Annotated in this window: 18 protein-coding genes; 11 read left to right on the top strand and 7 right to left on the bottom strand. The window is 74.1% G+C overall.

The features are described from left to right. Positions 1-29: 29 nt before the first annotated feature. The 4 genes from ABZ721_RS03110 to ABZ721_RS03125 all read left to right on the top strand — a co-directional run bounded on the left by ABZ721_RS03110 (position 30) and on the right by ABZ721_RS03125 (position 4343). A complete protein-coding gene (locus tag ABZ721_RS03110; protein ID WP_358786984.1) occupies positions 30-1316 on the top strand; it encodes a cyclopropane-fatty-acyl-phospholipid synthase family protein in 1287 nt (428 codons plus the stop codon). Further along, positions 1313-2116, top strand: a complete 804-nt coding sequence (locus ABZ721_RS03115) for a DUF1295 domain-containing protein (protein WP_358786810.1) — start codon at positions 1313-1315, stop codon at positions 2114-2116. The genes ABZ721_RS03110 and ABZ721_RS03115 overlap by 4 nt, the downstream gene beginning before the upstream one ends. A gap of 157 nt (positions 2117-2273) precedes the next feature. Further along, positions 2274-2924 (top strand): TetR/AcrR family transcriptional regulator, encoded by a 651-nt coding sequence (locus tag ABZ721_RS03120; protein WP_358786811.1) that lies wholly within the window; start codon positions 2274-2276, stop codon positions 2922-2924. Between the two features lie 78 nt (positions 2925-3002). Continuing rightward, positions 3003-4343, top strand: a complete 1341-nt coding sequence (locus tag ABZ721_RS03125) for an FAD-dependent oxidoreductase (protein ID WP_358786812.1) — start codon at positions 3003-3005, stop codon at positions 4341-4343. A 22-nt stretch (positions 4344-4365) separates the two neighbouring features. Here the strand turns inward: ABZ721_RS03125 and ABZ721_RS03130 are convergent, their stop codons facing one another. After that, the gene (locus ABZ721_RS03130) at positions 4366-4734 is read right to left on the bottom strand and encodes a helix-turn-helix domain-containing protein (RefSeq protein WP_358786813.1); all 369 of its coding nucleotides are present in this window, start codon (positions 4732-4734) and stop codon (positions 4366-4368) included. A gap of 135 nt (positions 4735-4869) precedes the next feature. On the opposite strand from ABZ721_RS03130, the gene ABZ721_RS03135 reads away from it, so the two are divergent. After that, positions 4870-5961 carry an NADH:flavin oxidoreductase/NADH oxidase gene (locus tag ABZ721_RS03135; protein WP_358786814.1) on the top strand — a complete coding sequence of 364 codons (1092 nt, stop codon included), beginning with the start codon at positions 4870-4872 and terminating at the stop codon, positions 5959-5961. Positions 5962-6024: 63 nt separating this feature from the next. Here the strand turns inward: ABZ721_RS03135 and ABZ721_RS03140 are convergent, their stop codons facing one another. After that, positions 6025-6819 carry an SDR family oxidoreductase gene (locus tag ABZ721_RS03140; protein ID WP_358786815.1) on the bottom strand — a complete coding sequence of 265 codons (795 nt, stop codon included), beginning with the start codon at positions 6817-6819 and terminating at the stop codon, positions 6025-6027. A gap of 176 nt (positions 6820-6995) precedes the next feature. On the opposite strand from ABZ721_RS03140, the gene ABZ721_RS03145 reads away from it, so the two are divergent. The 5 genes from ABZ721_RS03145 (at position 6996) to ABZ721_RS03165 (ending at position 11628) form a co-directional block, all read left to right on the top strand. After that, positions 6996-8084: an exo-alpha-sialidase gene (locus ABZ721_RS03145; RefSeq protein WP_358786816.1), complete on the top strand. Its 1089-nt coding sequence runs from the start codon at positions 6996-6998 to the stop codon at positions 8082-8084. 19 nt (positions 8085-8103) lie between these two features. Beyond that, complete coding sequence (locus ABZ721_RS03150; protein ID WP_358786817.1) at positions 8104-8781, top strand: uracil-DNA glycosylase; 678 nt, start codon at positions 8104-8106, stop codon at positions 8779-8781. A gap of 25 nt (positions 8782-8806) precedes the next feature. Then, entirely contained in the window at positions 8807-9649 is an 843-nt protein-coding gene (locus ABZ721_RS03155) for a phospholipid scramblase-related protein (protein ID WP_358786818.1), read from the top strand. Positions 9650-9653: 4 nt separating this feature from the next. Next, the gene (locus ABZ721_RS03160) at positions 9654-10661 is read left to right on the top strand and encodes a BadF/BadG/BcrA/BcrD ATPase family protein (RefSeq protein WP_358786819.1); all 1008 of its coding nucleotides are present in this window, start codon (positions 9654-9656) and stop codon (positions 10659-10661) included. Between the two features lie 97 nt (positions 10662-10758). Continuing rightward, positions 10759-11628, top strand: a complete 870-nt coding sequence (locus ABZ721_RS03165; RefSeq protein ID WP_358786820.1) for a hypothetical protein — start codon at positions 10759-10761, stop codon at positions 11626-11628. 145 nt (positions 11629-11773) lie between these two features. On the opposite strand, the gene ABZ721_RS03170 is transcribed toward ABZ721_RS03165, so the two are convergent. From ABZ721_RS03170 to ABZ721_RS03180, 3 genes are all read right to left on the bottom strand, one after another. Beyond that, positions 11774-12817, bottom strand: a complete 1044-nt coding sequence (locus ABZ721_RS03170) for a lactonase family protein (RefSeq protein ID WP_358786821.1) — start codon at positions 12815-12817, stop codon at positions 11774-11776. Between the two features lie 96 nt (positions 12818-12913). After that, positions 12914-14017: a nitric oxide synthase oxygenase gene (locus ABZ721_RS03175; protein WP_358786985.1), complete on the bottom strand. Its 1104-nt coding sequence runs from the start codon at positions 14015-14017 to the stop codon at positions 12914-12916. A 282-nt stretch (positions 14018-14299) separates the two neighbouring features. After that, complete coding sequence (locus tag ABZ721_RS03180) at positions 14300-15799, bottom strand: FUSC family protein (RefSeq protein WP_358786986.1); 1500 nt, start codon at positions 15797-15799, stop codon at positions 14300-14302. Between the two features lie 210 nt (positions 15800-16009). Between ABZ721_RS03180 and ABZ721_RS03185 the strand changes: the two genes are divergently transcribed. Next, on the top strand, positions 16010-16525 hold the full coding sequence (locus tag ABZ721_RS03185; RefSeq protein WP_358786822.1) for an Lrp/AsnC family transcriptional regulator: 516 nt from the start codon (positions 16010-16012) through the stop codon (positions 16523-16525). Here the strand turns inward: ABZ721_RS03185 and ABZ721_RS03190 are convergent. Together ABZ721_RS03190 and ABZ721_RS03195 are read right to left on the bottom strand one after the other, a co-directional pair. After that, complete coding sequence (locus ABZ721_RS03190) at positions 16515-17147, bottom strand: DJ-1/PfpI family protein (protein ID WP_358786823.1); 633 nt, start codon at positions 17145-17147, stop codon at positions 16515-16517. The two genes, ABZ721_RS03185 and ABZ721_RS03190, sit on opposite strands and share 11 nt — an antisense overlap. Positions 17148-17213: 66 nt before the next feature. Further along, entirely contained in the window at positions 17214-18179 is a 966-nt protein-coding gene (locus ABZ721_RS03195; RefSeq protein WP_358786824.1) for a helix-turn-helix domain-containing protein, read from the bottom strand. Positions 18180-18204: the final 25 nt, after the last annotated feature.

Genomic DNA, 18204 nt, shown 5'->3' on the forward strand with positions numbered 1-18204 from the left:
CTCCCCGCCCGCCGGCGGCCCGTTCGCCCCTGGACCACGTGCCCGCGGGGCGTCCGCCGGTGGACCCGGAGCGGTGGCCCGACGTCGTCCGGGTGCCCGGCGCTCCGGTCCGCGCGGCCGTGGCCGAGCGCCTGGTGCGGCGGGCGCTGGCCCGCCTGCCGCTGCGCCTGGGCCTGCCGGGCCGCGCCCCCGAGGGGTCGGGCGACGCGGACGCCCCGCTGCTGCGGGTGCGCCGGCCGGGCCCGTTCTTCGCCCGGATCGGTGCATCCGGCCTCGTCGGCTTCGGCGAGTCCTACATGGCGGGCGAGTGGGACTCCGACGACCTGGTGGGGGTGCTCACCGTGCTGGCCTCGCACGTCGCCTCCCTCATCCCGGCGCCGCTGCAGCGGCTGCGGGGCGCGTGGGCGCCGCGCAAGCCGTCGGCCCAGCGCAACACGGTCGCGGGGGCGCGGGGCAACATCAGCCGCCACTACGACCTGTCGAACGAGCTGTTCTCGCTCTTCCTGGACCGGACCATGACGTACTCGTCGGCCCTGTTCCCGCCGGACGGCGAGCCCGCAGACGTCCGCTCCCCCGACGGGGACGAGCCGCTGACCGTCGCCCAGCACCGCAAGATCGACCGGCTGCTGGACCTCGCCGGCGTCGGACCCGGCACCCGGCTGCTGGAGATCGGCACCGGCTGGGGCGAGCTGGCGCTGCGGGCCGCGCGGCGCGGCGCGGAGGTCGTGACGGTGACCCTGTCGCGGGAGCAGCGCGAGCTGGCCCGGCTGCGGATCCGCGAGGCGGGGTACGAGGACCGGGTGACGGTCCTGCTGCTGGACTACCGGCAGATCCGCGGCGAGTACGACGCCGTGGTCAGCGTGGAGATGATCGAGGCGGTCGGCGAGGAGTTCTGGCCGGCGTACTTCCGCACGCTGGAGCGGCTGCTGGCACCCGGCGGACGGATCGCGCTGCAGGCCATCACCATGCCGCACGACCGGCTGCTGGCCTCCCGGCGCACCTTCACCTGGATCCACAAGTACATCTTCCCCGGCGGGCAGCTCCCCTCGACCACCGCCGTCCGGCAGGTGCTGGCCCGCCACACGGGGCTGCGGATCGCGCAGGACGCCGGCTTCGGGCAGCACTACGCCCGGACGCTGCAGCTGTGGCGCGAGCGCTTCACCGAGCGGGCCGCGGAGGTGGCGGAGCTGGGGTTCGACGAGACGTTCCGCCGCATGTGGACGTTCTACCTGGCCTACTCGGAGGCCGGTTTCCGGTCCGGCTACCTGGATGTGCGGCAGTTGCTGCTGACGCGCACCGCGGAAGGCACCCGATGAACGCGTTCCCGTGGGACGACTTCGCCGTCAACCTCGCGGCCTCGGCCGGCGCGGCCCTGGCGGTGCTCCTCACCACCTTCGCCGTCGGCGCCGCCAAGGGCCTGCACCGCGTCGTGGACGTGGCCTGGGGCGCGGCGTTCGCCGCGGTGGCCGCCGTCTCGTACGCGATGTCGGCGGGCCACGGGGACGACGCCCGGCGGCTGCTGGTGCTGATCGCGACGGCGGCTTGGGGGCTGCGGCTGTCCGTGCACATCGGGGTGCGGGGCTGGGGCCACGGCGAGGATCCGCGCTACGACCGGATGCTGTCGCGCGCGCCCGGCAGCCGGAACCTCTACGCGCTGCGCATGGTCTACCTGCTGCAGGCGGCGCTGGTGTGGCTGGTGTCGCTCCCCGTCCAGTTCGCCATGTACGTGCCCGGGGCGCTCAACGGGTTCGCGACGGCGGGGGTGGCGCTGTGGCTGGTGGGATTCTTCTTCGAATCCGTCGGCGACTTCCAGCTCGCCCGCTTCAAGCGCGACCCGGCCCACCGCGGCGCCGTCATGGACCGCGGGCTGTGGAGCTGGACCCGGCACCCCAACTACTTCGGCGACTTCTGCGTCTGGTGGGGGCTGTTCCTGCTCGCCTGCTCGACGCCGCTCGCGGCCGTCACCCTCGTGTCACCGCTGGTCATGAGCTTCCTGCTGATGCGCGGCAGCGGCAAGCCGATGCTGGAGCGGCATATGGCCGACCGCCCGGGATTCGCCGAGTACGCCGCTCGGACCAGCGGCTTCTTCCCCAGGCCGCCCCGTCACCGCGCCTGAGCGGCTCCCGCCGCCCGCGCTGTGACCGGGTCGACGCCCGGCGGTCCCCCGCGCCGCCGGGCGCCGATCCAGGCCCCCGTTCCCCGCATGGGCGTGTAGGCCCCGCGGGGGTGCGTTGAGTATATTGGCTGGGAGCCAGTCAACGCAGGAGTAAAGCATGTCTCCCCGAAGCGCATCGGTCAATGAAGAGATGCGGCGGCGTTCCCGGGAACGGCTCCTGCAGGCGACGGTGGAGCTCGTCGAGGAGCACGGCTACGAGGCCACCACCCTCGCCGACATCGCCGACCGGGCGGGCTCCGCCCGGGGCCTGGTGTCGTACTACTTTCCGGGAAAACGCCAGCTCGTGCAGTCCGCGGTGCACCGCCTGATGCACCTGGAGCTGGCCGCCGCACTGGAGCGCGAGCCGCACACCGAGGACGGCCGGGAGCGGATGGCGCGGGCCATCGACGCGATTCTGGGCCTCACCCAGAAGCACCCGAAACTGATGCGCACACACATGGCGTCGATCCTGCAGGCCGAGGGTTTCATCCAGTGCGCCGAGCAGCAGCAGCTGGCGGCGCTGCTGGAGAACACGGTCATCCGCTGGGGCGCCGAGGATCCGGCCGCCGAGTACCCGATGCTGCGCGCGCTGCTCATGGGCTCGGTGGTCGCGCTGCTGGTGCCCGGCGTGCCGATGCCGCTGCCCCGGCTGCGGGCGGAGCTGTTCACGCGGTACGGGCTGGACTGGGACCTGGGCGTCCCGCCGCCCGCCGGCGCCCCCGGAGCGGCGGCGACCACCCGCCCCCCACCACGCTCGGCGCTGCCGTAGGCCTCCGGCGGACGCCCGCGCCCTCCCGCAACGGCAGCAGATGGCGCATGCTGGCCTTACGGCGGAAGGAGCCAGCTCGTGCTTCGTGTCGCAGTAGTCGGTTCAGGTCCCAGTGGTGTCTATGCGGCCGAGGCGCTCACCCGGCAGACCACCGTGCCGGACGTGGCGGTGGACGTCCTCGACCGGCTGCCGTGCCCGTACGGCCTGGTGCGCTACGGGGTGGCGCCCGACCACGAGAAGATCAAGTCCCTGCAGGGCAATCTGCGGCAGGTGCTGGAGAATCCGCGGGTGCGCTTCCTCGGCAACGTCGAGGTGGGGCCCGCGCTCGGCCCCGAGCGGCTCGCCGAGCTCTACCACGCGGTCGTCTACTGCTTCGGCGCCGCCGCCGACCGGCGGCTGGGCGTACCGGGCGAGGATCTGCCCGGCAGCTACTCCGCCACCCGCTTCGTCTCCTGGTACAGCGCCCATCCGGACGAGCCCCCGGAGGGGTTCGCGCTGCTCGCCCGGTCGGCGGTGGTGATCGGGGTGGGCAACGTGGCGGTCGACGTGGCCCGCGTCCTGGCGCGCGGCGCCGACGAGTTGCGGCACACCGACATCCCGCAGTCGGCGCTCACGGCGCTGGACGCCAGCCAGGTCACCGACGTGCACATGGTGGGGCGGCGCGGCCCCTCGCAGGCGAAGTTCACCACCAAGGAGCTGCGCGAGCTGGGCGGGCTGTCCGGTGCCGATGTCGTCGTGCACGAGGACGAGTTGGCGCTCGATCCCGGCTACGCCGACCCTTCCGCGCTGCCGGCCGCGGCCCGGCGCAACGTCGAGGTGCTGCGGGAGTGGACGACGCGCGTCCCGCAGGGCCGGCCGCGCCGGATCCACCTGCGGTTCTTCCTGCGCCCGGCCGAACTCGTCGGCGACGGGCGGGTGTCGGCCGTCCGCTTCGAGCGGACGGTACCCGACGGGCGCGGCGGGGTGCGCGATACGGGGCTGCTGGAGGAGATCGGCGCGGAGCTGGTGCTGCGCTCGGTGGGGTACCAGGGCGTGCCGCTGCCGGGGCTGCCGTTCGACGAGCGGCAGGCGGTGGTGCCGAACGCCGGCGGCCGGGTGCTGCGCGACGGCGTGCCGTCGCCCGGCGAGTACGTCGCCGGCTGGATCAAGCGTGGCCCGACCGGGGTGATCGGCACCAACCGGCCCTGCGCGAAGCAGACCGTGGCGGCGCTGATCGAGGACGCGCCGCTGCTGCTGGCCAGATCACTGCCCGGCGATCCGCTGGAGGCGCTGCGGTCGGGCGGCGGCGATCCGGTGGCGTGGCCGGGCTGGCTGTCGATCGAGGCGGCCGAGATGGCGCTGGGCCGGTCGCTGGACCGCGGCACCGTCAAGATCCAGGCCTGGGAGCGGCTGCTGGCCGCGGCGCGGCTGGCCGCCTGACGCACGGCCGGCCCCGCCCCCGTCAGTGGTGGGCGGGTCCCCCGCCGAGGCGCCGGCACTGCCCGTCGAGGGCCGTCAGCACGGTGTCCAGGAGGCCGGGGAAGAGGGCGTCCAGATCCTCGCGGCGCAGGCCGCTCATCTTGGACGTGCCCCGGTAGCACTGCCGGATCACGCCGGCCTCGCGCAGCACCCGGAAGTGGTGCGTGGTGGTGGACTTGCTGACCGGCAGCTCGACCTCGGAGCAGGCCAGTTCCGCCCCGGCGACCGCCAGCGTGTGCACCACGTGCAGCCGCATGGGGTCGGACAGCGCGTGGAGCACGCCCTCGAGGCGGATGGCCGCGCGCTCCGGGTGCTCCAGCGCGCGGGCGGCGGGGGCGGTCTGCGGTGTCATGGATCCATAGTACGAGATGTCTCGTAGTTTGACATCCAGCGTACTACGATGCCTATCGTAGAAGGCGTCCGGTGAGCGAGCCGGTGAGCCCCACCGATCCCCATGACGACGAGTGACTACGACGAGGAGAGCGCCGTGAGCGCACTGTTCGAGCCCTGGACCCTGCGGTCCCTGACCATCCCGAACCGCGTCTGGATGGCACCGATGTGCCAGTACTGCGCGCCCGTCGACGGCCCGGAGCAGGGCGTGCCGCAGGACTGGCACCTGGCGCACCTCGGCGCCCGGGCGACCGGCGGCACCGGCCTGATCCTCACCGAGGCGACGGCGGTCACCCCGGAGGGCCGGATCAGCCCGGCCGACCTCGGGCTGTGGAACGACCGGCAGCAGGAGGCGTTCGGCCGGATCACCCGCTTCCTCAAGGAGCGGGGGGCCGTCCCCGGGATCCAGCTCGCCCACGCCGGGCGGAAGGCGTCCACGGACCGGCCCTGGCGCGGCGGCGGCCCGGTCGGCGCGGCGGACCACGGCTGGCAGCCGGCCGGCCCGAGTCCGGTGCCGTTCGCCGACGGCTACCCCGAGCCGCGCGAGCTGACGACCGGGCAGATCGCGGAGATCACCGCCGCGTTCGCCGACTCGGCACGGCGGGCGCTCGCGGCCGGCTTCCAGGTCGTCGAGGTGCACGGCGCCCACGGCTACCTGATCCACGAGTTCCTCTCCCCGCACAGCAACCACCGCACCGACGAGTACGGCGGCAGCTTCGAGAACCGGATCCGCTTCCCGCTGGAGGTCGTCGACGCGGTGCGCGCGGTGTGGCCGGACGACCTGCCGGTCTTCTTCCGGGTCTCCGCGACCGACTGGCTGGCGGAGAACGGCGAGGGCGAGGGGTGGACCGTCGAGGAGACCGTCCGGCTGGCGAAGGAGCTGCGTGCCCACGGCGTCGACCTGCTCGACGTCTCGACCGGCGGCAACGTCCCCAAGGTCCGCATCCCGACCGGCCCCGGCTACCAGGTCTCCTTCGCCGAGCGCATCAGGACCGAGACCGATCTGCCGGTGGCGGCGGTCGGCCTGATCACCGATGCCGCCCAGGCCGAGGAGATCGTCTCCTCCGGCCGCGCGGACGCCGTGCTGCTCGGCCGCGAGCTGCTGCGCGACCCGCACTGGGCACTGCGCGCGGCCCGCGAACTGGGCGCGGACCCGCGCGTGCCGGACCAGTACGGGTGGGCGATCTGACAGCCGCGCCCCTCGGGGGCGGGGCGGCTGCCGAGCGGCGCGGCTCCCCGGCGAGGGGCGGGGCTACGGGACGATCGAGTCCACGTAGCCGCCGTCGACCCGGAGCGCGCCACCGGTGGTGGCCGACGCCTGGGGCGAGCTGAGGTAGACGACCATGTGGGCGATCTCCTCGGGCTCGATCAGCCGCTGGATGAGCGACTGCGGCCGGTGCACGCGCATGAACTCGCGCTGCGCCTCGTCCCAGGGCAGGTCGCGGTCGACCAGCTCGTACACGAAGTCCTCGACGCCCCCGGTGTGGGTGGGCCCGGCGATCACGGAGTTGACGGTGACGCCGGTGCCGGCGGCCTCCTTGGCGAAGCCGCGGGCGACCGCGAGCAGCGCCGTCTTGGACATGCCGTAGTGGATCATCTCCGCCGGGGTGGCGAGCGCGGAGTCGCTGGCGATGTTCTGGATCCGCCCCCAGGAGCGCTCCACCATGCCCGGCAGGTAGGCACGGGTCATCCGGACCGCGGTCAGGACGTTGACCTCGAAGTACCGCCGCCACTCGGCGTCGGTGATCTCCAGGGCGGGCTGCGCGCCGAAGACCCCCAGGTTGTTGACGAGGACGTCGGCGCGCGGCAGCGCGTCGAGGACCTGCCGCACGCCCTCGTCGGTGGAGATGTCGCCGGGCGCCGCCAGGAACTCGGCGCCGGGCGACTCGCCGCGCAGCCGCTCCAGCGCCGCCCCGACCGAGTCGCCGCTCCTGCCGTTGACGGCCACCCGGGCCCCGGCGCGCGCCAGCCCGGTCGCGATGGCCGCTCCGATGCCCTGCGTCGACCCCGTTACCAGGGCGGTCTTTCCGGTGAGATCAATATGCACGGTGCGGGCCCGTTCGGTAGATCGCTGCGGTGGGCCGTCCAGTAGATCACCGAAGCCCGCCGGCGGCCCGCAGGACGCGGCGCGCGCTGCGGGAAAGCGGGTACGGGGGGCCGTTGTCAGTGGGTGGGTGTTGACTCTGTGATGCGGGACACATTCCATCCTGGAGGCGACGTGTCATGAACGACGTACTGCTCGCGGTGGGCACCCAGAAGGGCCTGTTCCTCGGACGGCGGAACGGGGGCGGGGGGTGGGACTTCGGCGGCCCGCACTTCCCGATGCAGGCGGTGTACTCCATCGGCATCGACACCCGCCGCGCCACCCCCCGACTGCTGGTCGGGGCGGACAGCTCGCACTGGGGCCCGTCGGTGTTCCGCTCGGACGATCTGGGCGCGACCTGGCACGAGCCGGCCCGGCCCGCCGTGAAGTTCCCCGAGGACACCGGCACCTCCCTGGAGCGCGTGTGGCAGCTGCACCCGGCCGGGCCCGCCGCGCCGGACGTGGTGTACGCGGGCACCCAGCCGGGCGCGCTGTTCCGGTCCGAGGACGGCGGCGAGAGCTTCGCGTTCGTCCGCAGCCTGTGGGAGCACCCGCAACGGGCGCGGTGGAACGCGGGGTTCGGCGGCCAGGCGGTGCACACGGTGGTGACCGACCCCCGCAACGCCGAGGCGGTGACCGTCGCGGTGTCCACCGGCGGCGTCTACCGCTCGCTGGACGGCGGGGCGAGCTGGACCCCGTCCAACACCGGCGTGCAGTGCACCTTCCAGCCCGACCGCTTCCCGGAGTTCGGGCAGTGCGTGCACAAGATCGCGCAGGACGCCGAGGACCCGGACCGGCTGTACCTGCAGAACCACGGCGGGGTCTACCGCAGTGACGACGCGGGGGCGAAGTGGTCGGCGATCGACGCCGGCCTGCCCGCCGACTTCGGCTTCACCGTCGCCACCCATCCGCGCCGCGGCGGCGTCGCCTACGTCTTCCCGCTCACCGCGGACGCCCACCGGCTCCCGCCGGACCTGCGCTGCCGGGTCTTCAGGACCGAGGACGCGGGCGGCACGTGGGCCCCGCTCTCCGAGGGCCTGCCCCGGGAGCCGCACTACGGCGCCGTCCTGCGGGACGCGCTCTGCCTGGACGACGCGGATCCGGCCGGCGTCTACTTCGGCAACCGCAACGGCGAGGTGTACGCCAGCGCGGACGAGGGCGACAGCTGGCAGCTCGCCGTCTCCCATCTGCCCGACGTCCTCTGCGTGCGTGCGGCGGCCGTCGGTTGAGCCACTAGAGTGACGGATCGTGACAGCGCGACCGTTGAACGAAATCGTCGAGGCCGGCTGGGCGAAAGCCCTGGAGCCGGTCGCCGGGCAGATCGGCGCGATGGGGGACTTCCTGCGCGCCGAGATCGCCCAGGGCCGCACCTACCTCCCGTCCGGGGCGAACGTGCTGCGCGCGTTCCAGCAGCCCTTCGACGAGGTGCGGGTGCTGATCGTGGGTCAGGACCCCTATCCCACACCCGGCCACGCGGTGGGGCTCAGCTTCTCCGTGGCTCCGGACGTGCGCCCGCTGCCCGGCAGCCTGGAGAACATCTACCGCGAGCTGTGCACCGACCTCGGCGTGCCCCGGCCGTCCAACGGGGACCTGACGCCGTGGACGCGGCAGGGCGTACTGCTGCTCAACAGGGCGCTCACGACCGCGCCCCGCAAGCCCGCCGCGCACCGCGGCAAGGGCTGGGAGGCCATCACCGAGCAGGCCATCCGGGCACTGGTGGAGCGCCGCACCCCGCTGGTGTCGATCCTGTGGGGCCGCGACGCGCGCAATCTGCGGCCCCTGCTCGGCGACCTGCCGGCGCTCGAGGCGGCCCACCCGTCACCCATGTCGGCGGACCGCGGCTTCTTCGGCTCCCGGCCGTTCAGCCGGGCCAACGCCCTCTTGACAGGACTCGGCGCCGAACCTGTGGACTGGCGTCTGCCCTGACGGGGGCGGACTGTACGCTGCCCGGGTGACCACGCATTCGAATACTCCTGCGGGCTGGTACGCGGACCCGCAAGGCACCCCGAACCTGCTCCGCTACTGGGACGGATCCCAGTGGACCGAGCACACGAACACCGGCCAGGCCGGCCCGGTGCCCCAGCAGCCGGCGAACAACGCCTGGGAGCTGAACGTCGACGGCGGCCACGACCCGTCGAAGGTGCAGCGCCAGGTGCAGCACCAGGCGGGGGTCGCCCCGGCCGGCGGTGGCGGCGGCACGCTGTTCAGCGAGCCGATCCTGGTGGTGAACCAGAAGGCCAAGCTCATCGAGCTGAACAACGAGTACAGCGTGTTCGACCAGCAGGGCCGCTCGCTGGGCTCGGTCAGCCAGGTCGGCCAGAGCACGGCGCGCAAGGTGCTGCGCTTCGTCTCCAGCGTCGACCAGTTCCTGTCGGTCAAGCTGGAGGTGCGCGACGCCCACGGGCAGCCGCAGCTGCTGCTCACCCGCCCGGCGAAGTTCATCAAGTCCAAGGTGATCGTGCAGCGCCCGGACGGACAGACCCTCGGCGAGATCGTCCAGCAGAACGCCATCGGCAAGATCAACTTCTCGTTCGAGGTCAACGGGCAGAAGATCGGCGCCATCAAGGCCGAGAACTGGCGCGCCTGGAACTTCGCGATCGTCGACCACACCGAGACCGAGGTCGCCCGCATCACCAAGACGTGGGAGGGCCTGGCCAAGACCATGTTCACCACGGCGGACAACTACGTCCTGCAGATCCACCGGCCGCTCTCCGAGCCGCTGCTGAGCATGGTGGTCGCCTCCGCCCTCACGGTGGACACCGCGCTCAAGCAGGACTCCCGCGGGCTCGGCTAGCCGGATGGCCGCTCCCGGCGGCTGGGTCCTCGGGGTGGACTCCGGCGGCTCCGGGGTGCGGGTGGCACTCGCCCGCGCCGACGGCACCGCCAGGTCCGCTCCGATCGCCTCGAAGCGCCCCGCCGTGGTCGCCGACCGGGGCATCGACGCCGCAAGCCTGCTCGACGAGGTACGCCCCGCCGTCCGCGAACTGATGCGGGCGGCGGGCGCGCGGACGCTCGCCGCCGCCGCGGTCGGCGCCGCCGGCATGGCCACCCTCGGCGACGACCTGCGCGCCGTGCTGCCCGGGGCGCTGCACGAGGCCTTCGGGGTGCCCTCGCTGGCGCTCGCCGCGGACGCGGTGACCGCCTACACGGGCGCCCTCGGCATGCGCCCGGGCGTCGTGGTCGCGGCCGGCACCGGCATGATCGCCCTCGGCACCGGGCTCGACGACTCCGGCTGGCGCCGGGCCGACGGCTGGGGCCACCTCCTCGGCGACGCCGGCGGCGGCGCCTGGATCGGCCGCGCCGGGCTGGAGGCCGCCCTGCGCGCCCACGACGGCCGGCCGGGCGGCTCCACCGCGCTCCTGGAGCGCGCGGAAGCGCTCTTCGGGCCGGTCGACGGCCTGCCGGGGCAGCTGTACCCGCGGCCGGACCGTCCGGCCGTCCTCGCCTCGTTCGCGCCCGCGGTGGGCCGCTGCGCGGCCGCCGACCCGGTGGCGGCGGACATCCTGCGGCAGGCCGCGCGGCACATCCTCCAGACGGCCGCCGCCGTCCGCCCGGCCGGACGACCCGGCTCGTGCCGGACGGCGCTGACCGGCGGCCTGTTCAAGATGGGCGAGCCGCTGCTCGGTCCGCTGCGCGAGCTGGCGCCCGAGGTCTTCCCCGAGGCAGAGTTCGTGCCCGCGGACGGAGATCCGCTGCTCGGGGCCCTGCGGATCGCCGGCGCGCTCGCGTCGGGCACGCTGTCGCTGCCGGAGGACCCGGCACTGCTGCACATCCGGATGCACGTGCATCCGCACAACCAAATGTGATCAAACGTGAAGGAAATTCGGACGGAACGGGACAGGTCCCCCCTAGGACGTACCCACCCGAACAACCGCGGACCACGAGGCATTAGCATGCGACGCCATGAGCACTGCCACTGGCCCAGCAGCCGGCCTCCCCGTTCGAATGCCGCGTCCCCGACAGCCGGGACGCCACCGCCGACCGGAGCCCCTGGCCGCGCCCGAGGGCGCGCCGGTGCTGGTCCTCGCTGTTCCCGGAACCCCGACCCCCGCCGTGCGCAGCCTGGCGGAAGAGGTCCTGAGCATCGCCCGTTCCGAGCTGTCGGGCCTCGACCCGCGCATCGGCTACCTCGAAGGTGACGACGCCGAGTTCCCGACGCTCCAGACGGTGCTGACGCAGGCCGCCGCCGACCGCGCCGACGAATCCACCGCCGCCGTCGTGGTCCCGCTGCTGGCCGGCCCCGACACCGCGGTGGTCCGCCGGATCCGGCAGGCGGTGACGGACAGCCGCTGCGGCACCGAGGTGACCGACGTGCTCGGCCCGCACCCGCTGCTCGCCGAGGCGCTGCACGTGCGGCTCTCCGAGGCCGGTCTGGCCCGCGCCGACCGCGCCCGGCTGTTCACCGTCGCGACGGCGGCCGACGGCATCATCCTGGCCACCGTGGGCGGCGAGGAGGCCGTCCAGGCGGCCGGGGTCACCGGCCTGCTGCTCGCGGCCCGGCTCGCGGTACCGGTGCTGGCCGCGGCGCTGGACGTCGACGGGTCGATCGCCCGCGCCGCCGAGCAGCTGCGGTCCTCCGGCTCCACCAACCTGGCCCTCGCGCCGTGCCTGATCGGCCCCGAGGTCGCCGCGCCGCTGCTGCAGTCGGCCGCCGAGGAGGCGGGCTGCTCCGGGGCGGACGCCCTCGGCCCCTACCCGGCGGTGGGCAAGCTCGTGGTCGCCAAGTACACGACCGCGCTCGGTATCGCCCCGCAGGGCGCCCCGACGCACTGACACCCCGCGGGACGGTGCGGGCGGCGCCGCGTGCGCCGCCCGCACCGTCCTTCTTGCTGTCCGCCCGGACGCTGAGCGCAGGAACCTCAACGCAGGACGCTGAGCGCAGGGCGTTCAGCACAGGGCCTTCAGCACATCAGCGTGTTCAGCGCAGCAGCACGCACGACGCGGCCGGCACGTCCACCGAGCCGGCCTGCTGAGGGATGCCGGTCTGCTGGTCGACGTCGAACCAGGTCACGTCGCCGGAGCGCTCGTTGGCCGCGTACAGCCGGCGCCCCGACGGGTCCGCGGTCAGGTGGCGCGGCCAGTCCCCGCCGCAGGGGACGGTGTCCAGCAGCTCCATCCGCTCCCCCGACGCGTCCAGGGAGAGCACGGCGATGCTGTTGTGGCCGCGGTTGGCCGCCCAGGCGAACCGTCCGTCCTGCGAGACGACCAGTTCCGACGGGTAGTTGGGCGTCTCCGGGCCCGCCGCGCCCTCGGGGAGGACCGACACCTCGGTCACCGGGCGCAGCGATCCGGCCGCCGCGTCCCACCGGCAGACGGTGACGACGGACCGCAGCTCGTTCATGATGTACGCCCGGTCGCCACGCGGGTGGAAGGTCAGGTGGCGCGGCCCGGTCCCGGAGCGCAGCCCGAGCTCCCGCTCGATCTCCAGCTCACCGGTGGCCGCGTCCAGTTCGCACACCCGCACCGAGTCGGTGCCGAGGTCGACGCTGAGCAGCCAGCGGCCCGAGGGGTCGGGCAGCACCATGTGCGCGTGCGGGCCGGTCTGGCGGTCGCGGTCGGGACCGTCGCCCTCGTGCTCCAGCACGCTGCGCACCGCCCCGATCCCGCCCGCCGCGTCGAGGGCCAGCGTGCTGACGCTGCCCGACGAGTAGTTGGCGGTGACCAGGTGTTCGCCGTGCAGGCACAGGTGCGTGGGCGCGCTCCCGCCGACGGGCACGGTGCCGCCCGACGGGCGCGGCGCGGCGGGGTCCGCCAGCGAGAAGGCGGCGGCGCCGCCCTCCCGCGTCTCGCTCACCGTGTACAGCACCCCGCGGTCGGCGGAGAGCGCCAGGAAGGACGGGTCGTCCACCTCCGCCGTGGACCCCAGCACGGTGAGCGCACCGGTCCCGGGGTCCACGGCGGCGGTGGTGAGACCGCGTCCGCCCGCCGACGTGAACGATCCGATGTATGCGTGCGCGGCCACCACTGCTCCTGTCACTCCAGCTACTTGTGCTGCGGTGACATTAGTGGGCGGCACGCCCGGCCGCGCGGGCGGGGCCGCACGGGGGCGGCCCCGGGGCTATACGGGCGCGGTCCCGGGACACGCGCCGGGGTCCGTGTGCGTCGCGGCGGAGCGGTGCACGTACGCCGGGGTGCGGTCACCCGTCGCGTAGTAGCGGTGGAAGACCTCGGTCGCCGAGCCGGAGATCGGCGGCACGATCCACGACCAGTCGGCCGGCACGCTCCGCCCATGGCTCTCCTCGCGGTCGACGTGGGCGAGGAACCGCCGGGACTCGGTGTGGTGGTCGGTGACGGTGGCGCCGGCCCGGTCGAAGGAGTGCAGGACGGCCCGGTTGAGTTCGACCAGCGCACGGTCCTTCCACAGCGAACGGTCGCTGCTGGTGTCCAGGCCCAACCGCCGGGCGAAGCGCGGCAGCAGGTCGTAGCGGTCGGTGTCGGCGAGGTTGCGGGCCCCGATCTCGGTGCCCATGTACCAGCCGTTGAAGGGCGCGGCCGGGTAGCGGATCCCGCCGATCTCCAGGCTCATGTCGGAGATGGCCGGGACGGCGTGCCAGCGCAGGCCCCAGTCGGCCAGCCACTCCAACTCCGGGTGGAAGATCGGGACCTCGAGGAGCGCGTCGGCCGGCAGGGCGAACCAGCGCGGCGCCTCGCCGCGCCCCTGCACGATCAGCGGCAGGACGTCGAACGCGGTGCCCGGCCCGCGCGGCCAGCCGAGCCGCTCGGCCGTCTCGGTGAGGCCGGCGTTGCGCGGGTCCCCCGTCACCGCGCCGTCCGCGTCCCGGTATCCCGCGTACCGGATCAGCTGCTCGTTGTGGATCCGCGGCCCGGGCAGGCCGGGCGCGTCGGGGGCGAAGACGGTGATGACCGGGCGGATCCGTCCGCCGTTGGCCGCCGCGCGCAGGTGGGCGGCCGACTCCTCGGCGACCCCGGCGGCGTCGAAGATCCGGCGCCGGTCGCGGATGCGCAGGGAGTTCCAGTACAGCCGGCCTATGCAGCGGTTGTTGTTGCGCCAGGCGACGCGGGCGCCGAAGACCAGTTCCTGTCTCGTGTGCCGGTAGGTGCCGGTGGCGTCGATCTCGGCCCGTACCCGCGTCAGGCGGGCGGCGAGGCCGTCGGCGTCGCCCTCCTCGCGGTGCAGCTGCCGCAGGAAATCCCTGGCCAGCGGCCAGACCTCGTCCCGCGCGTCCCTCTGCTCCGGCCCCGACGGGCGCACCGCCGGGCGTGGAGCCGCTTCCACTGTCCGATCCTGATGCGCCCTGACGTCGGTCCTTCGCAGAAAGTTCAGCACGCCGCGCGCTCCCCAAGGATGTCCGGCTCCCGGGCCGCATCCCGCTGCGGCCCGCGGAATTCCGATGCGCAGGGTCCTACCCGGGCAGGAGCTGATCCATCCTGTCCGTGGCCGATGCATCCGCCTCAGACCGGGCCCGCGTGTCCACGTCGCAGCTCAGGCGGCCAAAGGGGCGCGCGGAGTCGCGCGCAGGGGTGCGACCAGTTCGACGAGCGCCCCCTCCAGGGCGTGCAGGTGCGCCAGCGCGTGGTCCGCGTGCGGGTGCTCCGCGGCCTCGGCGGCCACCGTGAGCGCGGCGGGGACGTGCGGGGCGCCGGGCGCCACGAGGCGGGTGACGGCCTCCTCGACGCGGCGGCAGGCGGCGAGCAGCCGCTCGTCGTGGCCGGCGTCCGGGTCGGCCACCACGGCGGCGAGGCCGCGTACCCGGTCCGCGCACTCGTCGAGCAGCGCGAGCACCTGGCGGGCCCGCGCCCTGCGGGCCCGCAGCGGGCTGAACGGGTGGACCAGCGGGGCCACGGAGGTCCTGACCCGGCCCAGGACGAGGTCGAGGTCCCGCGCGCGCTGCGCGAGGTCCTCGCCGGGGCCGCCGGCCAGGTGGTGCGCGGCCTGGGTGGTGAAGTCGCGCACGCCGTGCAGCGCGTGCCGGATCCAGGCGTCGGTGGCGGAGTGGGTGCTGATCGGCAGGACGACGGCCACGGCCAGTGCCGCGCCGAGCGCGCCGACGGCGGTCTCCTCCAGCCGCAGCCAGAGCAGACCGGGGTGGAGGATGCCCAGCAGGCCGTAGAGCGAGCCGGCCATGACGGTCACGAAGAACATCATCCAGCTGTACGAGACCGGCGCGGTGTAGAAGATGCCGAAGACGCAGACCGCGAGCAGCAGCGCGGTCGGTGCCCCCGCGCCGTGCAGCGGCAGGGCCAGCGCCAGCCCGGCCGCGATGCCGGTGACCGTGCCCAGCACCCGGCGGAACCCGCGGACCAGCGTCTCTCCCCGGTGGGCGGTGTTGACGAAGATCCACCACGCGGTGCCGACCGCCCAGTACCAGCGGTCCTCGGAGAGGGCCTGGCCGAGCGCGAGGGCGCAGCCGGACGCGGCGGCGGCCTGGAAGGCCTGGCGGGTGGTGATCCGGCGCAGCCCGCGCGCCTGCGGCAGCGCGACGACGGCCGGTGCGACGGCCCGGCGCTCGTAGCACCAGACGCCGAAGCGGACGAGTGCGGCGGAGCCGAGTCCCAGGCCGACGGCGGCGCAGAGCTCGGGGAGCGCGGCGGGGGCGGCGTGCAGGAACTGGGAGATGAAGAACATCATGAACGCGAAGACGCCGAGCGCGTGGCCGCGCGGCCCCCAGCGGCGGGCGTAGACGCCCGCGAAGACGACCGCCACGAAGACCGTGTCGCGGGCGTACGGGACGCTGTGCAGCCACGCGGCGGCGGCGAGCACCGGGAGGCCCACGACGGGCATCAGCGCGGTGGTGAGCGCCTGCTGACCGACCCGGGCGTCCGTGACGACGAAGAGCGCCAGCAGCGCGGCGAGCCCGCCGGCCGCCACGGCCGGCATCGGCAGCCCCGCCAGCTGGGCGGAGGCGACGCCCGTCCCGATGCCCAGGACCGCACGGGCCGCGAAGCGCAGCCGTACGTGCCCCGGGTCCGGAGCGATGAACATCCTCTTCACGTCGGTGGTCCCCGCCCCTTGCTCGACGTGCTCGACGTCGTTCGGTCTACGGACATGGCAAAGGCGTTGCGGAGGACCGCAACGCCATCGTCACGCCAAGCAAAACATCATCAGGGGCAATGGCTCAAACGGGCTGGTGACAGGTGAGCCATTGGTACAGTAAGCAGCCCGATCCGTGTACCAAGAGGAGACCACTGGCCCATGGCCGTCGACGCGCTGGACGCCCGCATTCTGCGGCTGATGCTCGAACAGCCCCGCACCAGCGTGCGCGAGTACGCCCGCGTCCTGGGCGTGGCCCGCGGCACGCTCCAGGCCAGGATCGACCGGCTGGAGCGCGACGGCGTGATCACCGGCTTCGGTCCGCGGCTGTCGCCCGCCGCGCTGGGCCACCCGGTGCTGGCCTTCGTGCACATCGAGGTGACCCAGGGGCACCTGGACGACGTCGGTGACGCGCTGGCGGCCGTGCCCGAGATCATCGAGGCGGTCTCGGTCACCGGCGGCGGCGATCTGCTGACGCGCGTCGTCGCGCGCGACAACGCGCACCTGGAGGACGTCGTCCAGCGGCTGATCAGCACCCCCGGCGTGGTCCGCACCCGCACCGAGGTGGCGCTGCGCGAGCGCGTCCCGCACCGGGTGCTGCCGCTGGTCGAGGCGGTGGGCAGGAGCGCCGAAGCGGCGGGTCGTGGCGGTGGCCGCGCGGCCGGTCCTACCGCCTGAGACCCGCCTTCAGGAGGTCCTTGGCGGCCTGCGGCGCCTTGTCGAGCGAGCCGGCGTCGAAGGGCGGCTGCGGGTCGTACTCAATCATCAGCTGGATCGCCTCGGCGGTGCTGCGGCCGGCGATCCGCCCGGCGAGCGCGAGCGCCATGTCGATCCCGGAGGAGACCCCGGCGGAGGTGACGATCCGCCGCTCCTCGTGGAAGACCACCCGCTCCTTGGTGTAGATCGCGCCGAGCCCGTTCAGCTCCTGCTCCGCGGTCCAGTGGCAGGCGGCGGTGAGACCGTCCAGCAGGCCCGCGGCGGCGAGCGCCAGGGAGCCGGTGCAGACCGACGTGGTCCAGGTGGTCGTGGCGTGCGTCCGCCGGACCCAGGCGATCAGGCCCTCGTCGGCCAGGAAGTCCCGGACGCCCCGGCCGCCCGGCACCACCAGCACGTCGCAGGCGGTGATGTCGTCGAACGACGCGTCGGCCGTCAGGGCGAGGGTCCTGTCGCTGTCCCTGACCGGCCCCACCGACTCGGCGGCGAACACCGTCTCGGCTCCCGGCAGCATCTTGAGCACCTCGTAGGGGCCCACGGCGTCCAGTGCGGTGAACCCGTCGAAGAGCGGAATGACGATGCGCATGGCGACTCCTGGTCAGTTGGTGCACGTTGACGATCGGATGGTGCTGGTTTGATGCCCGGATGACGCTCAGCTGCTGCCGAAGTGGCGGCGGTACTCGCCCGGGGTGACCCGGACGGTGCGCTGGAAGGTGCGGTGCATGGTCTCCGCGGTGCCGAAGCCGCAGCGCTGGGCGACGGCGCCCACGGTCGTGTCGGTGGTCTCCAGCAGCCGCCGGGCCGCCTCGACGCGGACGGCCTCGACGTAGGCGGCGGGCGTGCGGCCGGTACCGGCCCGGAAGACCCGGGTGAAGTTGCGCTCGCTCATCCCGGCGCGCGCGGCCAGCACCGGCACCGCCAGGTCGGCGCCCAGGTGGTCGGCGATCCACTCCTGCACCTCGCGCAGCGGTGCCCGCGCCGGGCGCTGCGCCGCGAGCTGGGTGCTGAACTGCGCCTGGCCGCCGGGCCGCTGCACGAACATCACGAGCTGCCGGGCGATGTCCCGGGCGAGGCCGGCGCCGTGGTCCTGCTCGACCATCGCCAGCGCCAGGTCGATGCCCGCGGTGACCCCGGCCGAGGTCCAGACGTCGCCGTCCCGCAGGAAGATCGGGTCGGCGTCGACCGTCACCCGGGGATACCGCTCGGCCAGCTCGGCGCAGCTGTTCCAGTGGGTGACGGCCCGCCGTCCGTCGAGCAGCCCGGCCGCGGCGAGCAGGAAGGCGCCGCTGCAGACGGAGGCGACGCGCTCCGCCCGCCGGGCGGCGGCGGCGAACCACCCGACGAACGCCGCGTCCTGGACGGCCCGCCGGATGCCGGGGCCGCCGACGGCGACCAGCGTGGCGATCGGGCCCTCGCACGCGTCGAGCGTCAGCGTGGGGGTGACGGCGAGCCCGCCGCAGGAGGCGACCGGGCCCGCAGCGGCCGCCACCGTGTCGATCCGGTAGCGGGGTCCGACCGTGCCGTGCCGTCCGGCCTGCGAGAACACCTCGTGCGGCCCGGTCAGATCGAGGATCTGGAAGTCCGGGACGACGACGAAGACGATGCGGTGGTCGGTCACCCCCTCATCGTCATCGGCGCGGGCG

The organism is Streptomyces sp. NPDC006733 (assembly GCF_040636125.1).
GTDB lineage: Bacteria > Actinomycetota > Actinomycetes > Streptomycetales > Streptomycetaceae > Actinacidiphila.